We start from the raw sequence: 23972 nt of genomic DNA on the forward strand, positions 1-23972 counted from the left end.
CATCAACTACTTAGCAGGATCTCTCTGAGAAGATTTGTTTTCCGCGACCGCCCTACTCGTGACATTCACACGGGCAACTTCTCCTTCAGTCCCTGTTTGCAGGATTACGTCTCCGGATTGAAGTCCCTTGACGATTTCGATCCTTCCGTCGCGGCGTTCGCCTGTAAGAACCTGTTGTTCCTCTGCGGCTCCGTCGACGACTTTCCAGACCTTTTCTGAACCGGCGAATTCAACGAGCGCCGAAGAAGGGACAACGATGGCGGTCGCCTCTTCATCAGTCACGACGCGACCGGTCGCAAAGAGACCACTTCGCAGTTTTCCATCGGAGTTGTCTATTAATGCCTCAAACAACAAGGAACGATTCGCCAAATCGACAGCGGGGCTGATACGAGTTACCTCGACGACCAAAGGCTCCGGTACAGACTCAATATCGAGCTCCACTTTTTGACCTTTAGAAAGTTGCAACGCATACCGTTCAGGGATCGTTCCACGAAAACGAAGTTGGTCGAGTCTCACAAGAGCAATCGCAGGATCACCGACACGAACAAATGTTCCGGGTGAAATCTGGCGAATGACCACCATGCCTTTAAACGGAGCGTGGATGATTGTGTTTTGCAGGTCATCTTTGGCCAGCGAGACTTCAGCCTGCTTGACTCCAATCAGCGCGATCTTCTCCTGCACGCTGTTAATGGCCGATCGATACCGCGCTTCAGCAACATCGGTGGCTGCTTGTAGTTGTTCCACTTCGGCCAGGGAAATCGAATTGCTTGATTGGAGCTGCTGAGCCCGGTCCAAGTGTGCTTTTGCTTCTCTCCACAGTGCCTTAGCCTCCATCACGGGCGGCGCCTTCTGAGGGTCAAGCGCCGAGATTGGAGTCCCCGGTTGTAATCCCAACGCCGAGCGAGTTTGTAGCAATTCAGCTTCTGCTTGTTCGACACGAAGTTTGAACTCTTCCTGCTTGATCGTGACCAGCGGCGTTCCCTCTTCCACCGAATCCCCCAAATCAACATGGACCTGATCGACTCGCCCTTCGATTTCGCTGCCGATAATCGCCCGGTCATCTGGTGTCAAATTCCCTTGACTGCGAATCTCCCGAGGCCAGGGCTGAGGGGTCACTTCCAGTACAGCGACCTCTATCGTCGGCAATTCCTTTTCGACCGAATCAGAATCTTCATTCGTAGCGGCTGAGCCACAGCCAATGAGGAACAGCAAGGTTAGCAGCAAAAGCCGTCGCATTTTTGAGATTAAGCGAGAACTGCTCGCGGGTATTTTTTTATGTCGTTCAGAAGAAGGCACAGGCAATATCCTATCGGGCTTTGGCACAATAGCAGCGCAAGCTTGCGGGGGGAGGAAGGATCTTGGGGTGGGAGGGATAAACTCAACTGGGGTTAACCAATAATGAAACACCGGAAGGGTTCGTAAGTTTCATTTAAATGAGCATACTAACCAAAATTATAGAACATAATCAGTGGCTATAGGTACCCTTTCTCCGCAAGTTTTCAGCTGGTTTTTGCCTGACACTACCGGAGCAAGAGGTTTAATATGACTATTCGAACAGGTGATCAACCTGTTTACAGTCATTCCCCTGAAGAGGCGGGTGGGTTTTCCAGTAAAAATGAAATTAGATCGGCCATCTGTTGCGGGGTGATGTCTTTTTCAAGACCTTCCGGCATAAGCGACTGCCCGGAGCTGGTGATCTCATCGATGTTTTGACGCAGAATCGTCTCCTCTTTTCCTTCAGCTCGCCTCAGGGTGATACTGGATGCCGTCTCGGCTGCGATCACACCGATTGCAGTGCGTCCTTCATCAGTGATGACAATGTAGTTCAGAAAGTTCGGAGAGACTTCCCGGTTGGGGTCGAGAATATGAATGAGAACCTCAGCGGGTGTTCGGTTTTTAATCGTTGCCAGATTGAAACCAACGTCATGACCCTCATTACCCAGTTTATGACAAGATGTACACAAGCGACGAAAGACTTTTTCTCCTCGCATGGAATCCTTGTCCAGTTTGATCGCGGACTGATATTGCTCAATCACTTCGGACCTCGGTCCAGGTGTGTCTGTCGCGAATAACTTCGCCGCTCGTTCTTTAATCGTTGCATCCCGATTTTTCATGAGCAGACCACGACGGATAGGGGAAATCTCACTGACGGGAACACCCCCATCTTCAATCGCATCGAATAATGCATTAATTCGTTCCGGTCGTGAGAGTAAAACTTCAACCACCTCAGTGCGTACAGTAGGAGTCAACTGTGCGTACATGACCAACAGTATTTCAGGAACCGAAGGATCAATATACTTACCAAGGGCATCCACGGCGGCGAGTTGCAGTTCCGGTGGTTGCTGGGGATTAAGAAGTTCTTTGAAAAGTGACTTCACTTCGAGCAAGGGTTTGAGCGCAAGTAGCTGAATTGCTTCCACCTTCGTCTCTGGCTCGACATTGTCTTGACCGACAATCTCTTCTGCCGACACGAATAATTCTTCGGATAAAGTATTCTGCCGGATAACGGTAAAGACGTTTAATCGACTACGCTGCATCCCATTTCCTAATGCCGTCAGAATACCAGCTCGAACAGGATCGAATGTCGGTTCAGTTACTGTGGAAGCTTGTAGCAAATAACCGAGCAATTGCTCGATCTGGTTGGGTTGTTTGCGAATGCCAATCATTTCCGCCAATTGTTCTGCAAATTCACGTCCTTCCGACTCCATAAACGCACGGTCAGCCATCATTCCAAACAAGAGCTCCGCTTCATGACCACCGGGTGAACTGAGGATAGCCGTTCGAGTCCAGAGATCACCTGCGTCCTGCCTTGCGATCTCGGCCAAGCCTTTGCTAATGGCTTTGGAATAGCGTTCTTCAGTAACCCCGCCAATGGATAGCGCGACTTGAAACCGAACTCGTGCGTTTTCATCCCGTGTCAGTGGCATTACGTGGTCCAATAACAGCTTCTGCTCTGGTATAGCTGCTCGGGATGGAATGGGCCGAGTTTCGAGTAAACGAGTCTCGGCCAACAGGACGGCTTGCTCCCGTACGCGTGGGGACTCATCCTTAAGGGCCTGGACCACGTCGTCAAATTCGAGTGCTCCCAACCCGTTCAGAGACCAGAGCGCATGGACTTTGGCGATGGGATTTTCACTTTGGTTCAGAATATTGCGTAATGGATCAACAGCAGCCTGATCTTGTCGTTCGTAAATCAGGCGATGGGCAGTTTCGCGCCACCAGCTGTTGGGATTCTCCAATTCAGCGACCAGTTCACTAATAGTCGCACTTCCTAAGTGCGGACGCCGGTGAACCTGATGGCCTTCCGGGTAGGATGGCGGCGCCAGTCGATAAATCCGTCCCCGATCGCGACCGCTCTCGAGGTCGAGATGAGCTTTAATGTCATCCGGAATCGACCAGGGGTGTTCGATCGTCTCGCGATACATGTCCAGAACATGGAGGGTTCCATCGGGGGCATTCACAAAGTTGACGGGGCGGAACCAGTTGTCCGTCGATGCCAGGAAATCGACTTCATCCTGAGCCCGATTGGCAATAAATGTCGGACCAGCCGCTTCCAGCTGATAGCGCATCACCAAGTTTCCAGCGACTTCGGCAATGAATGCGTTTCCATAAAACTCTTCAGGATACGCAGCACCGCGATAAATCGTGATCCCACTGGACGAGGTCACATATCCCGTAGCAGCCATTTCACTCCGTGGAGATTTCTTCGTGGCATCTGACGCGAGTCGTTGGGCATTGATCACTCGCCAGGGTTCAGGAGGGCTGATGCGAAATACCTGAATGGCGTCGCCTGCAACGGCGGAATCGTTAATTGCCTGACTGACGGGTAAGTCGGGATTCCGCGCGAGATATTTTTCCTGCAGGACGATATGCTGGGCGGGATTGCGAATGTTACAGATGTATCGATTTCCGAAATCATCGAACGTATTTCCAAACCGGGCGCCCCCAGTCAATACTTCAAACGAGTTGTCCGTCGGATCAATACGAAAATCATTTCGACGAAATTGAATCGGTTTGGCGCCGGGATCATCTCCCGGGGTAATGGAACCTCCATTACTTCCACCGGCAGCGTAGATTTTATGATCGAGTCCCCACTTTAGATTGTTCATCACTGCTTGAACATTGAATTTACGGAAGCCAGTGAACACCTTCTGGCGGATATCGGCTTTGCGGTCCCCGTCGGTATCTTTGAAGTACCAGAGGTCGGGAGTGGCGGCGACGAAGATGCCCCCTTTCCAGAAGGCGACGCCCGTTGGCCAGGAAAGCTTATCGGCAAAGATATCACTCTTGTCGAACTTTCCGTCGCCATCCGTGTCTTCCAGAATCCGAACGCGTCCGATGGGGAGCGATGTTTGTTCCTGCCAGGCGACATCGTGTTCGGGCCCTGTGTAAGGGTAGTCGCTCATTTCTACGACATAGGCGAGGCCGTTTTCGTCATACTGCATTGCAACCGGGTCGTAAACCAAGGGTTCAGCGGCCAGCAGTTCCATCCGGAAACCCTGTTGCAAAGCGAACGATGATTCCGCCTCATCTGGTTCCAGGGGTTGGATGTGTGGCAGAGCTTCCGCCAATACCTCATCAGTCTCATCCGCAGCCGTGTTAGCAATGAACTCCACGGTGAAGAGAGAGAGAAAAGCAAGGGCTAGAAGTGAGACGATCGATTGTTTCGACATCATGAGTCAGATTCTAATTTCAAGAGAGTCAGTGTTGTCGTTCGGTTCTGTCAGGAGTCATTCCGAAAACGATGAGCATTCCCGAAGCTTATCGCTTCACGTTGAAACCATCCCAGTTCCGATTCGACCATTTTTAATTGGGCCGACTCCAAATAAAAGAAGGGGCTATGCGAACCAAACAGAACGCGTTGGGGAGAGACTTTCTCCAATAGCTTTTCAACGCCCCCCACACCTTCCAGCATCGCAATGTCAAAACTGACGTTTTCAATACCTGTCAATGGGGCCAGCTTGTTAAGCGGAAGCGCACGAAACGCATTCAGGATCTGTAATTTAAGCTTCGGCCGTATGGTTACTAAATCCGCGAGTGGGGCTGCATCAACATGCGGGACGGGCACCAGAGGATGGTGGGTTCGCTCGTCTTCCATGCTCAGGACCAGCTGAACGATCAAGTTCTGTTCCACTGCGAGATCAAGCAATTCGGCGAAGTCTGGTATAGTAAGATCGTATCCATGATAATTGGGGTGTAAACGAATTCCGGGCATCGAGTAGTCTTCGCGACATCGACGAAGATCTTCTCGCCAGTCCGGAAGCATGGGATTCACTGATCCAAAGGGAACCAGCAACCCTTCGCCAGTTATGCGGCATTCTTCTGACAATCGTGCGTTGACACTGGCGATGTCGTGGTGAAACAGTCCGTCGAAACTTCCTGCCCACGCTTCGGTTACTCCCTTCTTTCTTAACTTGCCAATAAGCTTCGCAGTTTCATCACCCGGCAAGCGTCGGAACGGCCAACGGGAGAGATGGATATTGGTATCAATGAGCTCTGTCATCAGGACGCGAATCCTTTCGTCTCCAGAATGGGTGACAGCAAACGCTTCAAGTTTCCGGCGAAGATCAACTGTTTCTCTTCATCGCTGATCTCGGCTCCATATACCTTCGCCAACTGGGAGGCAAAACTTCGTCCACCGGCGTCACTTCCATAGATAACACGTTCGGCTCCAAGTTCACGTACTGCCATTTCGACGAGTCCGTTCGTAGGGTCAGATCCAGCTATGCCCAGAGAAACATGGGGGTAGTTGCGCACAGCACGAATTCCGAGTTCCCAGTTTCCACCCGCATGACCACAGATTAATTTCGCTTCCGGATGGCGTTCTGCCAACGCAATGAGATCTCCGGGTGTCGATTCCCCCGGTAGATTGCCTGTTGTTTTGATCCAGGTATGTTGGAAGACAACTGCGTTTAAGCGAGTCGCTTCAGTCACGATAGCATCGACGGCGTCATCATCCGCTCGTCCGGCGACCCATAACTTCACACCGACCATCGGCCCCTGCTCGATACAACGCTTCATTTCGGCCAGACTCGTCTCTAAGTGTTGAGGGCTGACATAGACATAAGCAAGTGCCCGGTCTTCTCTCTCCTTAATAGCATCGAGAACCTGGTTGTTCTGGCGAATGAGTTCTTCTGCACTGGGAGTCGTCTGGAATGGCCAACCCATGTAGAGAACCAGCTTGGAGATACTCAATCGGTCGGCGTATTGAAACAAGTTATCCATTCGATCCGCCGGGGTCTTGCCTGTGACACCAGAAAGATGGCAATGCTGGTCCCAAATTTCGAAGCGGGAGGGAGAGCCTGTATTGAGTTCCAAAGATTCTTTCGCGCCCTGCTCTGCAGCATCACTACTGCTATTGAAGGCGATTCCCATCGTCGCCGCCAGGGAAACATTCAGGCCCAGCCATTCGCGCCGAGTTAGTGGTAGATCGGATTCATCAGAAGAGTGAAATTGCATACGCTTCGCTCAATTGGCTTACAGCGGTGTCGGTTCAAGGGGGGCATTTCAGATCATTCCACCTTAGCCCACTAAATGACCCCACGCAAGCAACTGAAATGAGAGAAACGACTTGCGGCGATCTTCAAATTCGTGCAATTGTTTCGAGATTACTCCGGATTCCATGAAAGATTCCCGCAGGGAGAGTGTGTTAATATATAGACCGCCCCACCATCTGAAAGTCGTTATGAATATTCCTGAAACCCGAGCGAGCCTGATTCTCCGATTGTCCGACAAAACTGATGTCGAGGCGTGGGATGAATTTGTCACCATTTACCAACCGCTCGTCTACCGGTTGGCGTTAAAAAAAGGATTTCAGGATGCCGACGCACACGAATTAGTACAGGAAGTCCACCTGGCCGTTTCGCGAGCGGTGGATCGATGGGAGCCGATTTCAGGCGGCCCCCGGTTTCGAGACTGGCTGTTTCAGATCGCCCGAAATCTGATGATCAATTTTATGACTAGACGCAAGTATAAACCCTGGGCAACGGGCAGCCCTCAAATCGAAGCTCTATTGAACGAGCATGCCGATCCCCATGGTGAAGAATCCCGGTTATTCGATTTGGAATTCAGACGCGAAGTTTTCCAATGGGCAGCATGTCAGGTCGAAGAAAACGTTCAACCCAGTACGTGGCAGGCATTCTGGATGAGTAGCGTCGAAGATATTCCAATTCCTGAAGTTGCCGAACGACTGCAAATGACCGTCGGAGCCGTTTACATTGCCAGAAGCAGAGTAATTGGTCGTATTCGCAACCACGCCCACAAATATGCAGAAGTTAATGACAGGAGCAACGGATGAGTAATCAACAAGTGCATTGTGACGACATGCAATTGAATTTGCTGCTTTCGGGAGACATAGACAGCAACGAAGTACAACTGTGGACAACTCATATCGATCATTGTCAGCAGTGTCAGGATCGACTGACGGCAAAAGCATCGGATGAACAAGGTTGGCAGGATATTTCTGCGTTTCTTCGCGAGGGCTATAAAAGTGATCGTGGCATTTCACATGAACAACGTTCCCAAACCAGAGCGTTCGTTCCCGACCTTAATTTTCTGGAGAAACCTCCTCACCCTGAGTTGCTCGGTCAATTAGGTCGATACCAAATTGAAAAGGTGATCGGTTGCGGAGGGATGGGGATCGTCCTGAAAGGGCATGACACCGAGTTGAATCGACCCGTAGCGGTGAAGGTACTTGCGGCCTATCTGGCGAACAGTGGCGCCGCCCGTCAACGGTTCGCCCGCGAAGGTCGCGCGGCTGCAGCGATTGTTCATGAACATGTCGTCGGAATCCATAACGTCGAAACGCAGACAGAAGTTCCCTATCTAGTAATGCAATACATCCCCGGCGATTCCTTACAAACACGGGTTGATCGCCAGGGACCATTAACGGTCACCGAAATTTTACGTATCGGTATGCAGGCAGCAGCAGGGTTGTCCGCCGCCCATGCTCAGGGTGTAGTCCACCGCGACATCAAACCATCCAATATTCTACTGGAACAGGGAGTCGACCGAGCGATGCTGACCGACTTCGGACTGGCCCGCGCCGCAGACGATGCCACTTTGACCCGTTCCGGCATCATCGCCGGTACACCGCATTATATGTCACCGGAGCAAGCCTCTGGCCTGACGATCGATCATCGTTCGGATTTATTCAGCCTGGGAGCCCTGCTCTACTTTATGGCAACGGGACATCCTCCTTTTCGTGCAGAACAACCACTCGCAGTGCTGAATCGCATCTGCAATGATCGTCACCGGCCTGTCTGGGAAAACAATGCCGACATTCCGGATGACTTGTCTGACGTTATCAATCAGTTATTACAGAAAAAACCAGAGAAGAGATTCGCTACGGCGGCACAGGTGCAGGAAGCCTTACGGCAACTCCTCGAAAAGTCACAACAACCCGGTGCTTTCCGACGCCGAACTCCGATCAGAAGGTGGTTGAACAATCATAAAACACCCCTCATCAGTTCATTACTGATGGCAGGACTGCTTGCTTTAGTAGGAATCAATTGGTATCTGGCAAAAGGGCCCACCCAGCCTCCATTCGTTCTCCTGGAAAGCGATCAGACCCCTGAAGAAGTAACAAGTAAGTCTCCTCAACCCGTATTTGTTGCCCCCCGGAATCCATTCGATGTCGAAGCAGCCACGATGGCGATTCAATTTCTCGATATACAACCCAGCCAGCAGTTTGCAGCCGATTTACTTCTTACACAGCAGCAGTTGGATCAACTCGAAACCATGCAGTCAGAATCCGTTCTTTCTTCTCCAACGTCTACAACTAATCCGGAATGGACACAAGAATTGGATGAGATCGAGAACAGTTTGAATAACCTCGAACAGAACTAAACCAATTGATTCCACTTTTCACTACCAAAGGAAAACGGACAAATGAATAAGAAATCTATTGTTGCGATCGCCATGATCGGCTGCCTTTCAGTCTTCTTTGCCTGGGAAGTCCGAGCCATCGCTCAACAGTTAAAAAGTGTCGAATCAACCGGACCAGTACCGGAAGAGGTTCCCGTTAAACAACCATTTCAGGGGGCCGATGAACCTATCTTTGGTACACCTTTCAGTAATCCCCCATTCAGTGACAATCCCCCTCCAATTGTAGATAACTTTGAAGGGAGCTCTTCTAAAGAAAGATCCATACCACAAAACGTTATTTCACATTCTGTTAAGATTTCGCAATCTGTTTCCAATCTCCACTCAGCCAAAACAGATGAGGAAAAGAAGCAAGCGGAGACAGAACTGTCCGCAGCCCTCTCTGCCTACTTTGACAACGACTTGAAAGCCCGCGAACGAGAAGTCCAGGCCGTGCAGGAACGTGTCAAAAAGCTTCAAGATAAACTCGATACAAGACGAGAAGCAAAAGAAGAGATCGTCAATCTACAACTACAGCTCATGGTCAATGAAGCCAACGGATTGGGCTTCTACAATGGGGCTAGCAATGTACCCGGTCAATTTAATCCACAGCCAGTACCGTATAGATCGTTTAACAATGATCAAGTTAACGAGGAATGGGAGCCATCGTCCAAGAAAGCACCCTTTCAAGAACACCTCGACTTAGATGATCCATCAGAGACTGATCCTTTTGGATAAAAATCCGGGTTAATCGAATGACGGAATGTCCACTCACCTGGTAACGATATAACATTGCTAACAGAACGAGCTTTATGATCGAGAATTCAGGTCTTACAAACCAACGAACCTCAACACTCAAGCAAGTTGAGGTCGCGGGCTGGAGAGCATGACTGTCTTCGCGAAGCGGCGGAACAGCAATGCCACCTCACCGATCAACCAGAGGCAAAGACAGGGAATTGTCAGCCAGCCGAAGGGATCGAGATATTCACGGGTGACACGTTCCACCATTTCACCGAGCGTTCCCTTATAGAGACCTTTACCCAGACCGATGAAAGGATGCGGACGGAGCAGGCGGTATTTCCCTGTGCGGAACCAGGCCATGCCGCGGTCTCCTCGTTTAGCGGCAATCACGAGGGCGTCATCGACCTTCTTGCCCGACTTGACTAACGCATTGACTCCTTCTTTTCCGGCGACGTGCAGCGTATACCCGCCCGCCGGAGTTCGTTTCATAAAGTCCGCTACGATCTCCAACTGCTTGGGATTATCGATGTGCCTCATCAATCGCAGCATCCCCGCGGGTGTCGACTGTTTGGCAATGACTTTTACATTCGTAAACAGTTTGGTAACCGCCGTGTAATCACCTGTGTTTTTCGCCCGTTTCAAAATCGCCACAACCGACTTGGACATACCCGCTGTCAGAGAACCTGTTTTACGAGCCACTTTAAGCAAGGCAGCGATCCAGTCGACTTCTGGAAGCAAAGTGGTTGCCAGACCCACGGCAGAGAGGGCCAGAATAACTTCGTCAGAATCGCCATCGACGACTTGTTTCGTTCCTTGAATCACCAAGTCGCGCACGTCGCCCACAATAATAAAATCGGCCGAGACCGCCCCGATCAAAGCTTCGACCGAATCCCCTTCGCCGATAACCGCTCCACGCAACAATTCACCACCGCGGCGCAATAGACTATCCCGCTCATCAACGACATTCTGGCGGACATACTGCAATCGCTGCAGTTGATCGCCTGAGAGCTCCTTCACACCCACATCCGCCACCATGATCGCCTCGGCGTATCGATTTTCTTCCGCCAACTGCTGGACTTCAGCGATATAGTCCGCGGGGGGAATCATGTTTAGCTGCAACCGGGCGAGACGGTAAGGATTGTCGTCGATAAAAATCCAGAGAAGGTACACAACCAGACTCAAACGGAGCAGGTTCCATTTACTTATCCAGACCAGCTTTCCCAGATGGAAGGGTGAGCGGTTCATCGGTTTTCCTTCCTACCCTCGATAATTATAGCTTATTCTCGTAGCGAACATTCACGTAGGCCCGCTCACCTACGAAACGACGAACCAAATCTTCAATCTGTTCCTTCGTTGTGTCGTGGACTTTTTTCATTTCCTCTTCCGAGAGTGTCTCTTTTTTGGCTTGTTCGTAGAGTTTCTTTCGGGCCAATCCCAGGTAGTACTCTCCTGCCCGAGTACGAAACCGGGTGCCAGTGACCTGAACGACTTCATCAATCGGGTTACTCCCATCGACTTCTACCGCGATTCGCTTCGGGCGTGGGACCTCAATATCGTAGCCACCAAAGACCTTTCCAGCATGAAACGCATTTGGCTCCAGATTGGAGAGATCAACGCCATAGACATAACGAACAGGGGCTTCGACGACTGCGGACACATCGCCCCTCCAGGAATCCGCACTCATTCTTACTCGTACTTTGGAATCGATTACGACTGTGACTAGATTTAGGGACCGAGTAATCTCAGCAACCTCAGATAGTGGACGAAGTCTCCCCGTTTCATCAATGTGGGACGCCATACTCGTCTCGGTCAATGTCTTCTGCTGCTGCGAATAAAGCAGACTGGCAACGCCAGCGAAGAGGAGAATCGCAATGAAGCCGAAAAGACCGTTAAACACCAGCGAAATCGTGCGGGCCTGACCTGTTCTCAGAAACGAATCATCGGTATGGTTGGTCGCCTCAAGTGAGCCAGCGACATTGTGCTCGGTCGATTGAATCATCGGGCACTCCCTGAAGTGGAGAGAAAGATATGCAGGCTCAAACGCCTTATCGCGAACACAGCCGGTAGTGGCAGCCCAATACCACTTTCTGAATAGCTGGTCGCTTTTCCAAGTCGTTACTCTGAGCACTGATAATTGTAGCGCCGTAAGTCCCGTCTGGTACGATATTTTAACAAATTCTGGAATTGAACCAAGAACTTGGAATTCGATCTGGAAATCGCTGTCGTGCAGATTAGCCCGAACCTGTTTTTGAGTATAGGGGAAATTCTGGTCTCCCATTCACAGACACATATTATGTGAACTTACAGCCGCAGCACAAAAAAAGCCCCGGTCATCCGTGGAAGACCGGGGCTTTAATATTTTGGACAACAGGATATGTAACCTGCTGTAAGCTCCCTTTAAGATGGGTTGATGTAAACGTTCGATCTGAAATGACTTCTCCCCGAATTCACGCCGGAGAAACCCAACGAAGAGACGATTCAAGTCACGTCCGACCGGACCATCAGACTTGATCACACAGCTGTGGAGTTCCGCGTCGAATGCGTGTGCGGCTTCAAGTCTCACCTGTGATTCACCGTGCAGTGCTTCGGTCGCAAAGATTGCGAGCAACAACGAAGCTTCCACATCGGTCATCTCTGCTGATTCGTGAAAGGTGTATTTGATGAGAGGAGCTACCACGATTGCTTCCTTGAACTAGCTGATTAAAAGTCATTACTAAACACATACGCGAGCGTTCGCGCAGTTGTCCGCGATTACAAATATTTTTGAAGCCCCTCGTCTTCGAAGAGCTGGCGTAGCTCGGCTTTCGTTTTCGCCACCTGTCGCCGCGACCAGCCTGGACGCCGGCTGATGGCGTTGGGCGAAGATTCCTGTAAAAGCTGCATGAGTTCACGTTGCCTAGAGGAAAGCTTTGACCAGATCGAAGCGAGGTCTTCTTTCAACTGAGCTGATTCAAGATGATCACGAGGGCTTTGTCGCGTATGTCTTTTTGCCGCTGTTTCGGACAGCACCAATGAATGTTCGACGCATTCACCGTGTCCGTCCGGCATCGATGCATTTAGGGACGCAGAATTACGGCGGTAGTCGCGCATGGCGGCTGTGCGCGATCGAATCATCGACGTCGCCTTATTCTTGATGAGGCGATCAATGAACGTCGTGAGTTGCGCCCGACGTGGATCAAATTTGTCGACCTTCTTCAGGACTTCGAGAGCCAGTTCCTGTTCGATGTCCTGCCGATCTGCCTCTGAGAAAGCGGAATGGCGAATCAGCTGTCGCGTCTGGACGCAAATGACTCTCCGGAGGCGCGAACCGGAACCCTGTAATGATTCCGGCAATCCACGCGGCCAGGTATCAGAATTCTCAACCGATTGATTCTCAGGGCATCGTGCCGAAATCGTCGGGGGGGGAACCTTTATCAACGCTAAACTCCTTTCGCAGATGGAACCCGCCGGAGTGGCGATTCCTATGCGATGGAGTTTTGCCAATTTTGATAGATAGTTCGGTGCCTTATTGGTGCCTTATTGGTAATCCTCTTTATTCATAGAGTATTTCAAGATCTTTGCTCTCGCATTCCCTTTTTCCGAAAGCCAATAACCTCCGCGCGGACCAGTACTAGCGAGGATGAACCCTCGTTTCTTTAACTTAGAAAATACAGATTTTAATGCGTTAGAATCGCAAGTCGGACCGAATGCCTTTTCGTCAATTTTCGCTTGGGTTTGGCGGGAGTCAGAATCAGTCGACTGCATTTCGAACATCGCAATCAATATATATTGTTCGTTGGGAGACAGTATTTCATCGGACTGCCGTTCCTGCGCTCTAATGTGCTGGACACCCGACGAAGTTGCCTTCATATGACCTATCCTCTTACTCCTGGTCTTGATCACTTGCATTCCATTCCGCACCTCCACGGATGCTCGGTCGAGAGAAGGCTGAGGTTCCGAATTTGAGGCATGTTTTTTTGAGCGGCGAAAAAACTGTATTCCTTCAGCGGTCGCATCGTAAAACCACACAATTTTACTTTTTCTAAGCTTGATTGGTCCATCACCAAGGTATTGAACACGCGGGCAGTCTTGGAGGATTATCGTTCGGCGCGTCAGTGTGATCAGTTTCAAACCTAGTAAATAAATCAGAATCCCTCGGAAACGAGATTGTGAAATATCCGAGACTTCTTTGTAAAGTATATGTTTTTCCATTCCAGTTGCCCCCTGTTGAGATTGCTCTACAAGAATGCCCAGAGTTTTTAATTCGTCCTCTTCCAACTCCAATTCGTCTGTCATATTTACCAATCTTTACATCCAAAATATCAAAACCCGGACAACTTACGATCTGTCGACGTATATGAAAAGGAGACATTTCTCTGTTAACCAGAAGGTGAAAAATGAATTCTCCTATTTCCAGTCTCGAATTGGAATACTCCTCTGACATAACTGCGTCGGAAATTCGCCGAAGGAAACTGGCATCTCTGCTGGCAACCGGAATCCGTCGGCACAATTCCCACCGGAATTTGAAGACTCCCAGTTCTGAAATCTCCTCGGAAGAACCCGCGAACCGACTTGTAATCTCACGCGAAACGAGCCTCACTGTGACCAGTGGTTCACAAACTGAGAGTCCCAGAGAGTAAGGAGCAACGCATGGCATTGAACATCAAGAAAGAACTCGCGGTAATGGAGCGAAAATCTGTTCGTGAACTGCGAGAGGTATACGAGGACGTGTTTGGGGAGGCGTGCCGATCTAATCACAAGCAATGGATCATCAAGCGGGTCGCCTGGAGAATGCAGGCCAACGTAGAAGGCGATCTGTCCGAGCGGGCGCGGAAACGGGCCGAAGAACTCGCCAAAGATGCTGATCTGCGAATGAAATCGCCCGTAAATCGATCCCCTGCGGAACCGCAAACCGGAATGCGACGCGTGACTGGAAAGATCACTTCATCGCACGACCGTCGTCTTCCCATGCCCGGGACGGTTCTCATCCGAGATTACAAAGGAGAAGAAATCCAGGTTATGGTCCTGCCCAACGCTTTCGAATACCACGGTGAGACCTTTAAATTTCTTACCGCAGTGGCCCGCGCCGTTACGGGATTGCACTGCAACGGGTTCCGCTTCTTCAATCTGACGGATAAGAAAGCAAGCAAATGATCGATGTGAAAAGCCCGATCCGGTGTGCCATCTACACTCGGAAATCCACGGACGAAGGGCTCGACAAGGAATTTAACAGTCTGGATGCCCAGCGTGAATCTTCTGAAGCCTACATCGCCAGTCAAAAGAACGAAGGCTGGTTGTGCCTTCCGGCCCGGTACGATGACGGCGGTTTCACCGGAGCGAACATGGAACGCCCCGCCTTGCGTCGCCTGCTGAATGACATTGAGGCAGGAAAGATCGACTGCATAGTCGTCTACAAGGTCGACAGGCTCTCCCGATCGCTTATGGATTTTTCCCGGATTGTGGAGACCTTCGACAAGCACGGCGTTTCGTTTGTTTCGGTGACTCAACAGTTTAACACAACCAGTTCAATGGGCCGGTTGACCCTCAATATCCTATTGTCCTTCGCGCAATTCGAACGAGAGATTATCTCGGAACGAACGCGCGACAAAATGGCGGCCGCTCGACGAAAAGGGAAATACGTCGGTGGTGCACCGATACTGGGGTACGACATTGATCGTGCCGCATCCCGACTGGTCGTGAACGAACTGGAGGCAATCCAAGACCGAGAGATATTTGACATGTATCTCGATCACCAATCTTTATTGTCCACCGCCAACGAACTCACTCGCCGTGGTATCGGGACGAAGGAGTGGACCACCAAGAAAGGTACGACCAGAGGCGGAGCCGTATTCAACAAGACGAATCTATATGGTCTGCTAACGAATGTTGCCTACATCGGAAAAACCAGATACAAGGACGAACTTTTCGAAGGTGAGCACGATGGTATCGTTGATCCAGAGATATTCGAAAAGGTGCAGGGCATCTTAAAGTTAAACTGCCGTACTGGTGGAAAATACGTCCGGAACAAGTTCGGAGCCTTATTGAAAAGGCTGCTCTACTGCACTCCCTGTGATTGCGGCATGGTTCATTCAATAACCAAAAAGGGGAACAACCGGTACCGGTACTATGTCTGTAGCAATGCCCAGAAGCGAGGATGGACGAACTGCCCGACCAAGTCAGTGCCGGCAGCCGAAATCGAAGCCTTCGTCATCAACCAAATCCGGGCCGTGGTGGCCGATCCCAGCATGATCGCCCCCACATTAGCCGCGGCACGGAGTGAAATTGAAGCGTCAAAAGAGTTAAAGGCGGAACAACGGGCCACAGAACGCGACCTGTCACAAGCAGACAAAGAGATCCGGACACTCGTCGCAGAATCAACAACACAGATTCCGGCCTCACGTCTCGCTGATCTGCATGACCGGATCAAAGCAGGAGAACAACGCTTACTCGAGATCGACGACGAAACGGAACTATGCCGCAAGGAACTGGTATACGAAGAGGTTGTTTCACAGGCTCTTCAGAAATTCGATCCCATCTGGGAGAACCTGAGTGTGCGCGAGCGGGTTCGCTTGGTCGAGCTTCTGATTGAGCGGGTCGACTACGATGGGGTGGAGGGGACGGTATCGGTCACCTTCCATCCAACAGGGATTATGGAATTCGCCGAAAAACAGGAGCTGGTGGAAGAAGTAGCATGAACAAGTTGAAAGTAACATCGAAGGTCTATTTCAAGCAGGGAAGACGCAGTCGGAAACAGATGTGTCTAGGTGAGAAACCGAAAGCTCCCCCCGGTAGAATCCCGCGTGTGGCCAAATTGATGGCTCTCGCTATACGGTTCGACAACTACATCGCGTCGGGCGTCGTCGAAGACTATGCGGAACTGGCGCGACTAGGACATGTCACGCGAGCCCGAATCACCCAAATCATGAACCTACTGAACCTCGCCCCCGACATTCAGGAAACTATCCTTCACCTGCCGCGGGTCGAGTCCGGACGGGACACCGTTACCGAGCGGGATCTGCGACCAATCGTGCTGCAGGAGGACTGGCGACAGCAGCGGAGGATGTGGAATGCTTTGGCCCCCAAAGAAGGTTCGTAGTTATCAGCAAACGCAAACTAAAGCATCTAGGCGATTGCATTTAAGGCGGCGGTACATAGCCTCATACCTTCGGCGGCGCCTGAATGTACACACGTGATCATATCCCTCGTTTCCGATTACTGGAGCCCCCAAGTTTCAGAGAGCTTGGGGGCTTTTTTCGCTGTTATTACGCGTTACTGCGATCCACGGCCCGTCACCAATTGTCTCTCGTACGAGTGAAAAGATTTCGCACTAAGGCAACTGGTGTGTGCTCTCGCTTTTGGTCGCAGAAGAAGTTTCAAAAGAAGAATGGATAAAAACGCAGCCACTTGTTAACATTTGGCTGCGTTTTTATCCAAAAAGAGAAAGAAAAAAAGAGAAAAAATGCAGAAAACAAGTAAAAAAGCACTAAAAATAATATCAAAAAAAGGAGGAATAATTCGGACGAGAGAGGCTCTCGAATACGGAATTCACCCACGAACCCTCTATTCGCTACGAGACCAAGGCGACCTCGAAATCATTTCGCGAGGACTGTACAAACTGTCGTCTCTACCGCCTGTAGGTGACCCGGATCTGGAACTGGTGGCCGGACGCATTCCCCAAGGCATCGTATGCCTAATATCCGCACTTGCGATCCATGAACTCACCACGCAGATACCGCACGAAGTTCATCTCGCCATCCCAAGGACGGCACGATATCCCGTCTGTCATGAAGTCCCCATAAAGATCTATCGATTTTCCGATCTCGCATACAAATCGGGAATCATCCAAAAAGAAATCGATGGCTTCAAGGTTAAGGTCTATGACTCGGAGAAGACCCTCGCGGATACATTCAAGTATCGGAATAAAATCGGGCTCGACGTCTTCCTCGAGGCACTCAACAACTACCAGAGACGTAAAGATTCTTCACTGCAGAAGGTACTGGAATACGCCAAAATCGATAGGGTTTCGAAACAGATCCGTCCATATCTGGAGGCCACAACATGACCAAAAACATCGCAGCCTCTGTACGACAGAAACTTTTAAACATTTCCCGCGAAAGGAAGCAACGTTTCAACGAACTCCTCTTACGATATGCTCTGGAGCGGTGGCTCTACCGGTTATCCCAAAGTCGCTATTCAGAGAAGTTCGTGTTGAAAGGAGCCATGATGCTGACAGCATGGCAAATACCGACGACACGCCCAACCAGAGACATCGATATGCTCGCCCAAATATCCAACGACTTGGATGCCGTACTAGGAGTGATCATAGAAATCAATCAGACTGAGACGGAACCCGATGGATTGATTTTTGATACCGAGAACATAATAACGGAGCGAATCGCCGAAGACGCGTTGTACGAAGGAGTGCGCGCCCGATTTCGAGGCAATCTGGATTCCGCGCGACTGGATATGCAAATCGACATTGGATTCAGTGACATTGTTACTCCCGGGCCGGTGGATATGACCTTTCCAACGATTTTGGACCAACCCGCTCCCCAACTGAATGCCTACAACCCAGAGACCGCCATCGCGGAGAAATTTGAAGCGATGGTCAAGTTAGGAGAACTCAACAGTCGAATGAAAGATTTCTATGACATATGGGCACTGTCACAATTCCATTCATTCACTAAATCGTTGCTCGATAAAGCAGTCCGGTCCACTTTCCGACGCCGGGACACAGAACTGGATACGAATGCATCGTGCTTCTCTAAAGAGTATGGCACATCTGAAAACAAGCAGAAGCAATGGCAGGCATTTTTGAAGCGAAGCCAACTGAACGAGGTCGCTCCCGCAAATTTTGAAGATGTTTGGAAAGCTACGATCAAATTCCTAGAGCCGATTATTCACCCGCAAGAGGACGAACTAAAATGGGAGGCAGGTGGCCCCTGGAAATAATAGACGGTCATTCCCATCCACTGGAAACCTCAAATCGCTTAATCAACACCGTCTCTTTTCCTGTCCTCTCCGAACCTGCTGTTGCGTGATTCGCAAAGACTTTGCTCGCGGGACCTCATCCACACCGAGCCAGGTCAGAAAGGGACGGAGCAGACTCGGTTCCAACTGCAGGACGGTAGCGAGCGCATGTGTCATTCGGTTCTCAGGCTGTTGGTATTGATCAAAGATATTTCGCATGCCGCAAATTCTTTCTAACCGTTGTCCTCGGGCACCGAACCGAACGATGGTGTTAACCCAAACGCCTCTCCAATGCAGAGACACAGAGACTTTTCGAGGGTTGCTCTCGGTGTTCTTACCGAAAAGGTACTGTTTCTCACGGGCTCCCGTATCTCTGATTCGAAACAGAGAAAATAAGGCTATGGAAGACCGGTTAGAGACCGGCAGCTGAAACACTCCATACTAAGGGTGAATTCCAACTGCGCACAAAAAAACGCTGACCACTTTCGTGATCAGCGTTTTCGTAAACCTATGAGGAGCGAAGATTCGCTCTTCCTTTTAAAGCTCCCCCGCAAGGACTCGAACCTTGAACCTAGCGGTTAACAGCCGCTCGCTCTACCAATTGAGCTACAGGGGAATATGTCGCGTATTGTAGCAGCGTAACCCTTTGAGTCAAGCAATCTTAGCTGGTCTGTTCTGAAATAAAAAACAGGTTGCTAATCGCTCGATTTTTCCCAAAGCCTGGGCGGTTTACTGCTCCAATCGAGTAGATACAAATAGACGAATCGAGGTTCGCTTGCAAGCCAAACCACAGCCGGTTTTCCCGGTTTTCGACGAAATCGTCCGTGATTTACGGTTCATTCTGCCGGTTCGGTCGACCGCTGCTTTTCCATCACAACCCGTCGTCCTCTGTCCTCGTATTCGCAGGAGGTCATATAGGCCCGGATCAGCATGATTCCACGACCAGAGGGGCGTTCCAGATTTTCCAACAAGGTTGGATCGGGGATGTCGCTGGGGTCAAAACCAGGACCTTCGTCCTCAATCTGGATGCGGACTGCGTCGTCATCGATTTCCCAATCGATGTGGACTTGTTTATCCGTCGCGTATTTATTGCCGTGCTTGATGGCGTTGACGATCGCTTCTTCCAATGCCAGCTTGACCCCGAAGACGTCTCGCATCGTGTAGTCTCTTTCCTCGAGCATGCTCACGATGCGTTCCTGTATCGCCTGTCCTTCAGCAATATCGCTGGGAATCGTTACCTGGAATGATTCGCTAGCTGACATAACAGGGAATACCTTGATCACTGGTTTGAATAAACCAATTCAATACAAACAGTGGAAAAGAGAGACGGCATGAAGGGAAAGTAAGGCAGATGCGTCGAGTTTAACTTCGATATCAATGGAGAGCGAAGTAATATTCAGACGAAAATATTCATTGCTGGAATCAGGATAACTCGTCGAAGAGAGATTGAGTAAGTCTTTCTTATCAATTTTCTGACCTGCTCACGCAGGTAACAGTCCTAAATCTTATACACAAAAGTTCACCTAAAACGATTGGAGTGCTTCATCAGAATCATCACAAATCGTGAAGACCTGATTCAGTTTCGTGATCGCAAAAACCTCGTAAATCTCGGGGCGAATACTACACAGCCGCAAGTTGCCCTGAGCGGCTTTCACTTTTTTCTCCATGGTAATCAGCTTGCCCAATGCGGCTGAGGAGAGATATTCGACGCTCGAAAAATCGAGAATGATTTTCTTGCGTCCATCCTGCTCAACCAGAGCGAACAACTGATTGCCAATTATCTGGATGTTTGTTTCATCGAGAATTTTATTATCTATGAATTTGGCGATTGTGATATCGCCGAATTCGTCTATATCAATTCTTCGGAGACCACCGCTCGACATCTTTATCTTCCGTTCAATGAAGCCAGCCAGGGATACACTTACTGAAGCGACAAGTTCAGTAAAGTGGGTGAGATGTTTCGTAAAGGTTAGTTCAAACCTGCGAGTAAGCGAATCCGTGAGGTTTCTCAGGACTCATACACGCAAAGTAAGACGAGACTGGAATAATTGCTGAGAAAGGAACCGTAGGTTGAACATGACTAGATACGTCCTGTTCTGAAAGGCTCTGCGTACAGGAAATCCTGTGTTGTCTTCCACTTACGAGGTAGACACCTATGATCGCCCTTTCGCGCGTACCTGTCAAGCAACTTCAGCTTATCACATGATTTGCGCCCAGCCAGCGGAAGTCCACCGAATCGATGCAAATCGCTCAGGTTTATTTGCTGTAGTCCGGTCAGGTAAAACGGACACGAGCGCGCAACTACCCAGCTTAGGGATAGAGCGACTGCTATAAGTAAGGGTTCACCACATTCTGATTTAAGAGAAAACACGCTGCGGCCGCTGATATAATATGCTGTGATATTATATTGTCAGCGGGATCGCAGATGCACAGTCTCAAAGTATCAGGACTATTTTACGCGTGAACTTCGCTTACGAGCGTTTTCCGTAAGATGCATCTTACGTAATCGAATGATGGTTGGAGTGACTTCGACGAATTCATCATCTTCGATGTATTCGAGAGCCGCTTCCAGCGTCAGTTTTCTGGGTGGTTTCAGCACGATCGCGTCATCAGCACCTGAAGAACGTACGTTGGTCAGTTTTTTCTCGCGAACTGGATTAACGACCATGTCCGAGTCGCGTGAGTTTTCACCCACAATCATACCTTCGTACACTTCTTCGCCAACATTCACGAACATTTCTGCACGATCCTGCAATTTCCAGAGGGCGTAACCGACAGATCTTCCAGAAAGCTGAGAGATCAGAACACCATTTTTACGATGGGGAACTTCTCCTTCGACCCGTTTGTAGCTATCGAACTGGTGATGGATCACCGCTTCGCCTCGAGTTGCGTTTAACAGACGTGTTCTGATACCAATCAGACCACGAGCTGGAATGGAAAACTCGAGGTGAGTCAACCCGGTGTCGCTCGCTGTCATTTCCACAATTTGTCCGCGTCGGTTACCAGCGATTTCCATCACGGGTCCCACATCGGCGGTCGGCACATCGACAACGAGAACTTCGTAAGGCTCGTGCCAGACACCGTCGACTTGTTTGCGAATGACTTTTGGTTTTCCAATCGAAAGTTCGTAACCTTCTCGTCGCATTTGCTCGATCAGAATCGACAGGTGCAGAATACCACGGCCGGACACATAAAAAGAGTCTCGGTCTTCTGCCTCTTCGACGCGTAGGGCGACGTTCGATTCGAGTTCACGTTTTAGTCGGGCTCGCAGGTGACGAGTCGTGAGGAACTTTCCGTCTTGTCCGGCCAGAGGAGAGGTGTTGACTGTGAACAGCATCGACAAAGTCGGTTCGTCAACGGAAATTCGCTCCAGAGAGGCTGGATTGACGGGACAGGAAATGGTGTCGCCAATTTCCGGATCAGGCAGACCAGTCAAGGCGACAATGTCTCCCGCTTCGGCTCGATCGACCTCGGTGCAACCCAGTTTGTCGAAGACTTCCACGCGGGTGACTTCGCCGGTATCGTGCCGACCATCTTCACGCATCACGACGACCTTCTGGCCTTTTTTCACACTTCCACTGGCGATGCGGCCCGTAACAACTCGGCCGACGAAGTCGGACCAGTCGAGGGTAGTACACATCATCTGGAATGGACCGTCCGGATTAACATCAGGGCCAGGAATCTGTGCGAGCACCATATCGAGCAATGGCTCCATGTTTCCTTCTCGAAGAGCAGGATCTTCACTGGCATAACCATCGCGGCCACTGGCAAACATGAACGGAAACGAGAGTGCCTCTTCCGAAGCGCCCAATTCGACGAACAATTCGAAGGTTTCGTCGAGGACTTCTTCCGGACGGGCATCAGGTCGGTCAATTTTATTGACAAGTACGATCGGTTGCAGACCGCATTCGAGGGCTTTCTGAACGACGAAGCGTGTCTGAGGGCGTGGACCTTCGAAGGCATCGACCAGGATCAATGCTCCATCGGCCATTCGCAGGACGCGTTCCACTTCTCCACCGAAGTCGGCGTGACCAGGGGTATCGATGATATTAATCTTTACCCCTTTATAATTCACGGCGATATTCTTGGAGAGAATCGTGATCCCTCGCTCGCGTTCAAGATCGTTGGAGTCAAGAATACAGGCTTGAGATAACTGCGTATCTCGAAACTGACCCGACTGGCGCAGCAGGCTGTCAACTAAAGTTGTTTTGCCATGGTCAACGTGTGCAATGATTGCAATGTTGCGTAAATCGTTGCGGAGCATAGAATGTCACCAGAAAATGTTTTTGGAAAATCCGCGGGGTATTATCCCGGGGAGGGAAATATAAGGGGCAAAAGCGGTACGGTATGACGGTGGAGAACTATCTCTGGGAATGTCCGTCTGTCCGGAGGGTCGATTAGGCGGGAACCTGTAGACTCCTTGTTAGCACGACTGCCAGCGCTGAGCGAGCGGCGGAGTTTAGCAGATTTCCCGGGGAAAGAGATAGTCCCAATTTGCCTCATAGCCCCTATAGGGGAGGAAAATTTACCTATTCTGGCTCCGGAATCGTCTCGACATACCAGGTAATGGAAACTGTACATCAAAATGACCACTGAAAAGCCCCATCTGGACCGTTCAGCAGCATCTCTTCCTCTAAAAAGGCAGAGCAAACACTCAAATCGACCTGCTCTCCTTATTTCGGTCCGCAATGGAGCGGAAGCCAGAATTGTTTTGGAAGGGGGAGTCGATTTTCTCGACGTTAAGGAACCCCTGAACGGCCCCCTGGGAGCCGCTTCCAAGGAGACACTGAACGAAATCAGTGTCTTAATGGAATCCGCCCCTGATATTCATTTTAGCGCCGCCCTCGGAGAACTCCAGAACTTTCAGGACGAACGGAATGCATTCTCACTCCCGGAGGAGGTCGATTTCGTCAAACTTGGGCTCTCTGGATGCCGGTCCCGAGCCGAGTGGGAAAGTGACTTCCGCCAGCTCCAAAGTGACATAAGTGGCTTAACTTCACGTGGCCAGCTAAATTGGGTCGCCGTTGCCTACGCCGATCACGGGACCTGTGACGCACCCACTCCGGACCAAGTACTGACTCTGGCAATCGAAACCGGTTGCGTAGGATTACTGGTTGATACCTACTCCAAAAACGGCCTGTCCACTTTCGATTTCATGAGTGCTGCTGAATTGAAACGTCTCCGTCAAAGCTGCCAGAGTCACGATTTATTTTTTGCGCTGGCGGGCTCTATCAGGCCAATTCACCTTCCACAGATTCGTGACGTCGATCCCGATATCATTGCCGTTCGCGGAGCTGTATGTAAAACAATGGACCGCACAGGAGAGATCAGCCTCGCTGCAATTGAACAGTTTAAGGCGTCTCTGCGTGCCGTCGCATCATAATGCAGGATGGCTTTGCAGCAGCCATTTTGCAACATTT

General features: G+C 50.3%; 22 protein-coding genes and 1 tRNA gene. 9 read left to right on the forward strand and 14 right to left on the reverse strand.

Annotation, left to right across the window (positions count from 1 at the left end; genetic code table 11):
* Positions 1-6 precede the first annotated feature (6 nt).
* The 4 genes from Pla110_RS11360 to Pla110_RS11375 all read right to left on the reverse strand — a co-directional run bounded on the left by Pla110_RS11360 (position 7) and on the right by Pla110_RS11375 (position 6459).
* Positions 7-1296: an efflux RND transporter periplasmic adaptor subunit gene (locus tag Pla110_RS11360; protein WP_144995880.1), complete on the reverse strand. Its 1290-nt coding sequence runs from the start codon at positions 1294-1296 to the stop codon at positions 7-9.
* A 281-nt stretch (positions 1297-1577) separates the two neighbouring features.
* Positions 1578-4676, reverse strand: a complete 3099-nt coding sequence (locus Pla110_RS11365; protein WP_144995881.1) for a PVC-type heme-binding CxxCH protein — start codon at positions 4674-4676, stop codon at positions 1578-1580.
* A gap of 47 nt (positions 4677-4723) precedes the next feature.
* Entirely contained in the window at positions 4724-5503 is a 780-nt protein-coding gene (locus Pla110_RS11370; RefSeq protein WP_144995882.1) for an amidohydrolase family protein, read from the reverse strand.
* Complete coding sequence (locus Pla110_RS11375; protein WP_231742383.1) at positions 5503-6459, reverse strand: amidohydrolase family protein; 957 nt, start codon at positions 6457-6459, stop codon at positions 5503-5505. Before Pla110_RS11375 ends, Pla110_RS11370 begins: the two co-directional genes overlap by 1 nt.
* Positions 6460-6685: 226 nt before the next feature.
* On the opposite strand from Pla110_RS11375, the gene Pla110_RS11380 reads away from it, so the two are divergent.
* The 3 genes from Pla110_RS11380 to Pla110_RS11390 are packed head-to-tail and all read left to right on the forward strand — an operon-like array spanning position 6686 to position 9600.
* On the forward strand, positions 6686-7297 hold the full coding sequence (locus tag Pla110_RS11380) for a sigma-70 family RNA polymerase sigma factor (protein ID WP_197440141.1): 612 nt from the start codon (positions 6686-6688) through the stop codon (positions 7295-7297).
* Positions 7294-8847, forward strand: a complete 1554-nt coding sequence (locus Pla110_RS11385) for a serine/threonine-protein kinase (protein ID WP_197440142.1) — start codon at positions 7294-7296, stop codon at positions 8845-8847. Before Pla110_RS11380 ends, Pla110_RS11385 begins: the two co-directional genes overlap by 4 nt.
* Positions 8848-8889: 42 nt before the next feature.
* Complete coding sequence (locus Pla110_RS11390) at positions 8890-9600, forward strand: hypothetical protein (protein ID WP_144995884.1); 711 nt, start codon at positions 8890-8892, stop codon at positions 9598-9600.
* Between the two features lie 117 nt (positions 9601-9717).
* Here Pla110_RS11390 and Pla110_RS11395 read toward each other — a convergent pair whose 3' ends face one another.
* The 5 genes from Pla110_RS11395 to Pla110_RS11415 all read right to left on the reverse strand — a co-directional run bounded on the left by Pla110_RS11395 (position 9718) and on the right by Pla110_RS11415 (position 13878).
* Positions 9718-10848 carry a hypothetical protein gene (locus tag Pla110_RS11395; protein ID WP_144995885.1) on the reverse strand — a complete coding sequence of 377 codons (1131 nt, stop codon included), beginning with the start codon at positions 10846-10848 and terminating at the stop codon, positions 9718-9720.
* A 25-nt stretch (positions 10849-10873) separates the two neighbouring features.
* Complete coding sequence (locus Pla110_RS11400) at positions 10874-11602, reverse strand: DUF4230 domain-containing protein (RefSeq protein ID WP_197440143.1); 729 nt, start codon at positions 11600-11602, stop codon at positions 10874-10876.
* Between the two features lie 279 nt (positions 11603-11881).
* Entirely contained in the window at positions 11882-12280 is a 399-nt protein-coding gene (locus Pla110_RS11405; protein ID WP_144995887.1) for a hypothetical protein, read from the reverse strand.
* Positions 12281-12354: 74 nt separating this feature from the next.
* Entirely contained in the window at positions 12355-13020 is a 666-nt protein-coding gene (locus Pla110_RS11410; protein WP_197440144.1) for a sigma-70 family RNA polymerase sigma factor, read from the reverse strand.
* A gap of 99 nt (positions 13021-13119) precedes the next feature.
* Entirely contained in the window at positions 13120-13878 is a 759-nt protein-coding gene (locus Pla110_RS11415; RefSeq protein WP_144995889.1) for an Rrf2 family transcriptional regulator, read from the reverse strand.
* Between the two features lie 354 nt (positions 13879-14232).
* On the opposite strand from Pla110_RS11415, the gene Pla110_RS11420 reads away from it, so the two are divergent.
* The 5 genes from Pla110_RS11420 (at position 14233) to Pla110_RS11440 (ending at position 18534) form a co-directional block, all read left to right on the forward strand.
* A complete protein-coding gene (locus Pla110_RS11420) occupies positions 14233-14736 on the forward strand; it encodes a DUF2924 domain-containing protein (protein WP_144995890.1) in 504 nt (167 codons plus the stop codon).
* Positions 14733-16277: a recombinase family protein gene (locus tag Pla110_RS11425; protein ID WP_144995891.1), complete on the forward strand. Its 1545-nt coding sequence runs from the start codon at positions 14733-14735 to the stop codon at positions 16275-16277. The genes Pla110_RS11420 and Pla110_RS11425 overlap by 4 nt, the downstream gene beginning before the upstream one ends.
* Positions 16274-16678, forward strand: a complete 405-nt coding sequence (locus Pla110_RS11430; protein ID WP_144995892.1) for a hypothetical protein — start codon at positions 16274-16276, stop codon at positions 16676-16678. Before Pla110_RS11425 ends, Pla110_RS11430 begins: the two co-directional genes overlap by 4 nt.
* 363 nt (positions 16679-17041) lie before the next feature.
* Entirely contained in the window at positions 17042-17644 is a 603-nt protein-coding gene (locus Pla110_RS11435; protein ID WP_144995893.1) for a type IV toxin-antitoxin system AbiEi family antitoxin domain-containing protein, read from the forward strand.
* The gene (locus tag Pla110_RS11440; protein ID WP_144995894.1) at positions 17641-18534 is read left to right on the forward strand and encodes a nucleotidyl transferase AbiEii/AbiGii toxin family protein; all 894 of its coding nucleotides are present in this window, start codon (positions 17641-17643) and stop codon (positions 18532-18534) included. Before Pla110_RS11435 ends, Pla110_RS11440 begins: the two co-directional genes overlap by 4 nt.
* A gap of 42 nt (positions 18535-18576) precedes the next feature.
* On the opposite strand, the gene Pla110_RS11445 is transcribed toward Pla110_RS11440, so the two are convergent.
* From Pla110_RS11445 to typA, 5 genes are all read right to left on the reverse strand, one after another.
* Entirely contained in the window at positions 18577-18771 is a 195-nt protein-coding gene (locus Pla110_RS11445) for a hypothetical protein (RefSeq protein WP_144995895.1), read from the reverse strand.
* 324 nt (positions 18772-19095) lie between these two features.
* Positions 19096-19168, reverse strand: a tRNA-Asn gene (locus tag Pla110_RS11450).
* 220 nt (positions 19169-19388) lie between these two features.
* Positions 19389-19814: an ATP-binding protein gene (locus Pla110_RS11455; RefSeq protein WP_144995896.1), complete on the reverse strand. Its 426-nt coding sequence runs from the start codon at positions 19812-19814 to the stop codon at positions 19389-19391.
* A 261-nt stretch (positions 19815-20075) separates the two neighbouring features.
* On the reverse strand, positions 20076-20435 hold the full coding sequence (locus tag Pla110_RS11460; RefSeq protein WP_144995897.1) for an STAS domain-containing protein: 360 nt from the start codon (positions 20433-20435) through the stop codon (positions 20076-20078).
* A 566-nt stretch (positions 20436-21001) separates the two neighbouring features.
* The gene (typA, locus tag Pla110_RS11465; protein WP_144995898.1) at positions 21002-22816 is read right to left on the reverse strand and encodes a translational GTPase TypA; all 1815 of its coding nucleotides are present in this window, start codon (positions 22814-22816) and stop codon (positions 21002-21004) included.
* A 321-nt stretch (positions 22817-23137) separates the two neighbouring features.
* Between typA and Pla110_RS11470 the strand changes: the two genes are divergently transcribed.
* On the forward strand, positions 23138-23935 hold the full coding sequence (locus tag Pla110_RS11470) for a (5-formylfuran-3-yl)methyl phosphate synthase (RefSeq protein WP_144995899.1): 798 nt from the start codon (positions 23138-23140) through the stop codon (positions 23933-23935).
* The last annotated feature ends 37 nt before the right edge of the window (positions 23936-23972 follow it).

The sequence above is a fragment of the Polystyrenella longa genome, assembly GCF_007750395.1.
Taxonomy (GTDB): Bacteria; Planctomycetota; Planctomycetia; order Planctomycetales; family Planctomycetaceae; genus Polystyrenella; species Polystyrenella longa.

What these genes read in the sequence shown, in the direction of transcription:
- Pla110_RS11460 (WP_144995897.1), bottom strand. Translation starts at nt 20,435, where the DNA reads ATGTCGAGCGGTGGTCTCCGAAGAATTGATATAGACGAATTCGGCGAT.
- Pla110_RS11380 (WP_197440141.1), top strand. Translation starts at nt 6,686, where the DNA reads ATGAATATTCCTGAAACCCGAGCGAGCCTGATTCTCCGATTGTCCGAC.
- Pla110_RS11390 (WP_144995884.1), top strand. Translation starts at nt 8,890, where the DNA reads ATGAATAAGAAATCTATTGTTGCGATCGCCATGATCGGCTGCCTTTCA.
- typA (WP_144995898.1), bottom strand. Translation starts at nt 22,816, where the DNA reads ATGCTCCGCAACGATTTACGCAACATTGCAATCATTGCACACGTTGAC.
- Pla110_RS11445 (WP_144995895.1), bottom strand. Translation starts at nt 18,771, where the DNA reads ATGCGAAATATCTTTGATCAATACCAACAGCCTGAGAACCGAATGACA.
- Pla110_RS11470 (WP_144995899.1), top strand. Translation starts at nt 23,138, where the DNA reads ATGACCACTGAAAAGCCCCATCTGGACCGTTCAGCAGCATCTCTTCCT.
- Pla110_RS11370 (WP_144995882.1), bottom strand. Translation starts at nt 5,503, where the DNA reads ATGACAGAGCTCATTGATACCAATATCCATCTCTCCCGTTGGCCGTTC.
- Pla110_RS11420 (WP_144995890.1), top strand. Translation starts at nt 14,233, where the DNA reads ATGGCATTGAACATCAAGAAAGAACTCGCGGTAATGGAGCGAAAATCT.
- Pla110_RS11375 (WP_231742383.1), bottom strand. Translation starts at nt 6,459, where the DNA reads ATGCAATTTCACTCTTCTGATGAATCCGATCTACCACTAACTCGGCGC.
- Pla110_RS11425 (WP_144995891.1), top strand. Translation starts at nt 14,733, where the DNA reads ATGATCGATGTGAAAAGCCCGATCCGGTGTGCCATCTACACTCGGAAA.
- Pla110_RS11440 (WP_144995894.1), top strand. Translation starts at nt 17,641, where the DNA reads ATGACCAAAAACATCGCAGCCTCTGTACGACAGAAACTTTTAAACATT.
- Pla110_RS11400 (WP_197440143.1), bottom strand. Translation starts at nt 11,602, where the DNA reads ATGATTCAATCGACCGAGCACAATGTCGCTGGCTCACTTGAGGCGACC.
- Pla110_RS11365 (WP_144995881.1), bottom strand. Translation starts at nt 4,676, where the DNA reads ATGATGTCGAAACAATCGATCGTCTCACTTCTAGCCCTTGCTTTTCTC.
- Pla110_RS11385 (WP_197440142.1), top strand. Translation starts at nt 7,294, where the DNA reads ATGAGTAATCAACAAGTGCATTGTGACGACATGCAATTGAATTTGCTG.
- Pla110_RS11415 (WP_144995889.1), bottom strand. Translation starts at nt 13,878, where the DNA reads ATGACAGACGAATTGGAGTTGGAAGAGGACGAATTAAAAACTCTGGGC.
- Pla110_RS11395 (WP_144995885.1), bottom strand. Translation starts at nt 10,848, where the DNA reads ATGAACCGCTCACCCTTCCATCTGGGAAAGCTGGTCTGGATAAGTAAA.
- Pla110_RS11430 (WP_144995892.1), top strand. Translation starts at nt 16,274, where the DNA reads ATGAACAAGTTGAAAGTAACATCGAAGGTCTATTTCAAGCAGGGAAGA.
- Pla110_RS11435 (WP_144995893.1), top strand. Translation starts at nt 17,042, where the DNA reads ATGCAGAAAACAAGTAAAAAAGCACTAAAAATAATATCAAAAAAAGGA.
- Pla110_RS11455 (WP_144995896.1), bottom strand. Translation starts at nt 19,814, where the DNA reads ATGTCAGCTAGCGAATCATTCCAGGTAACGATTCCCAGCGATATTGCT.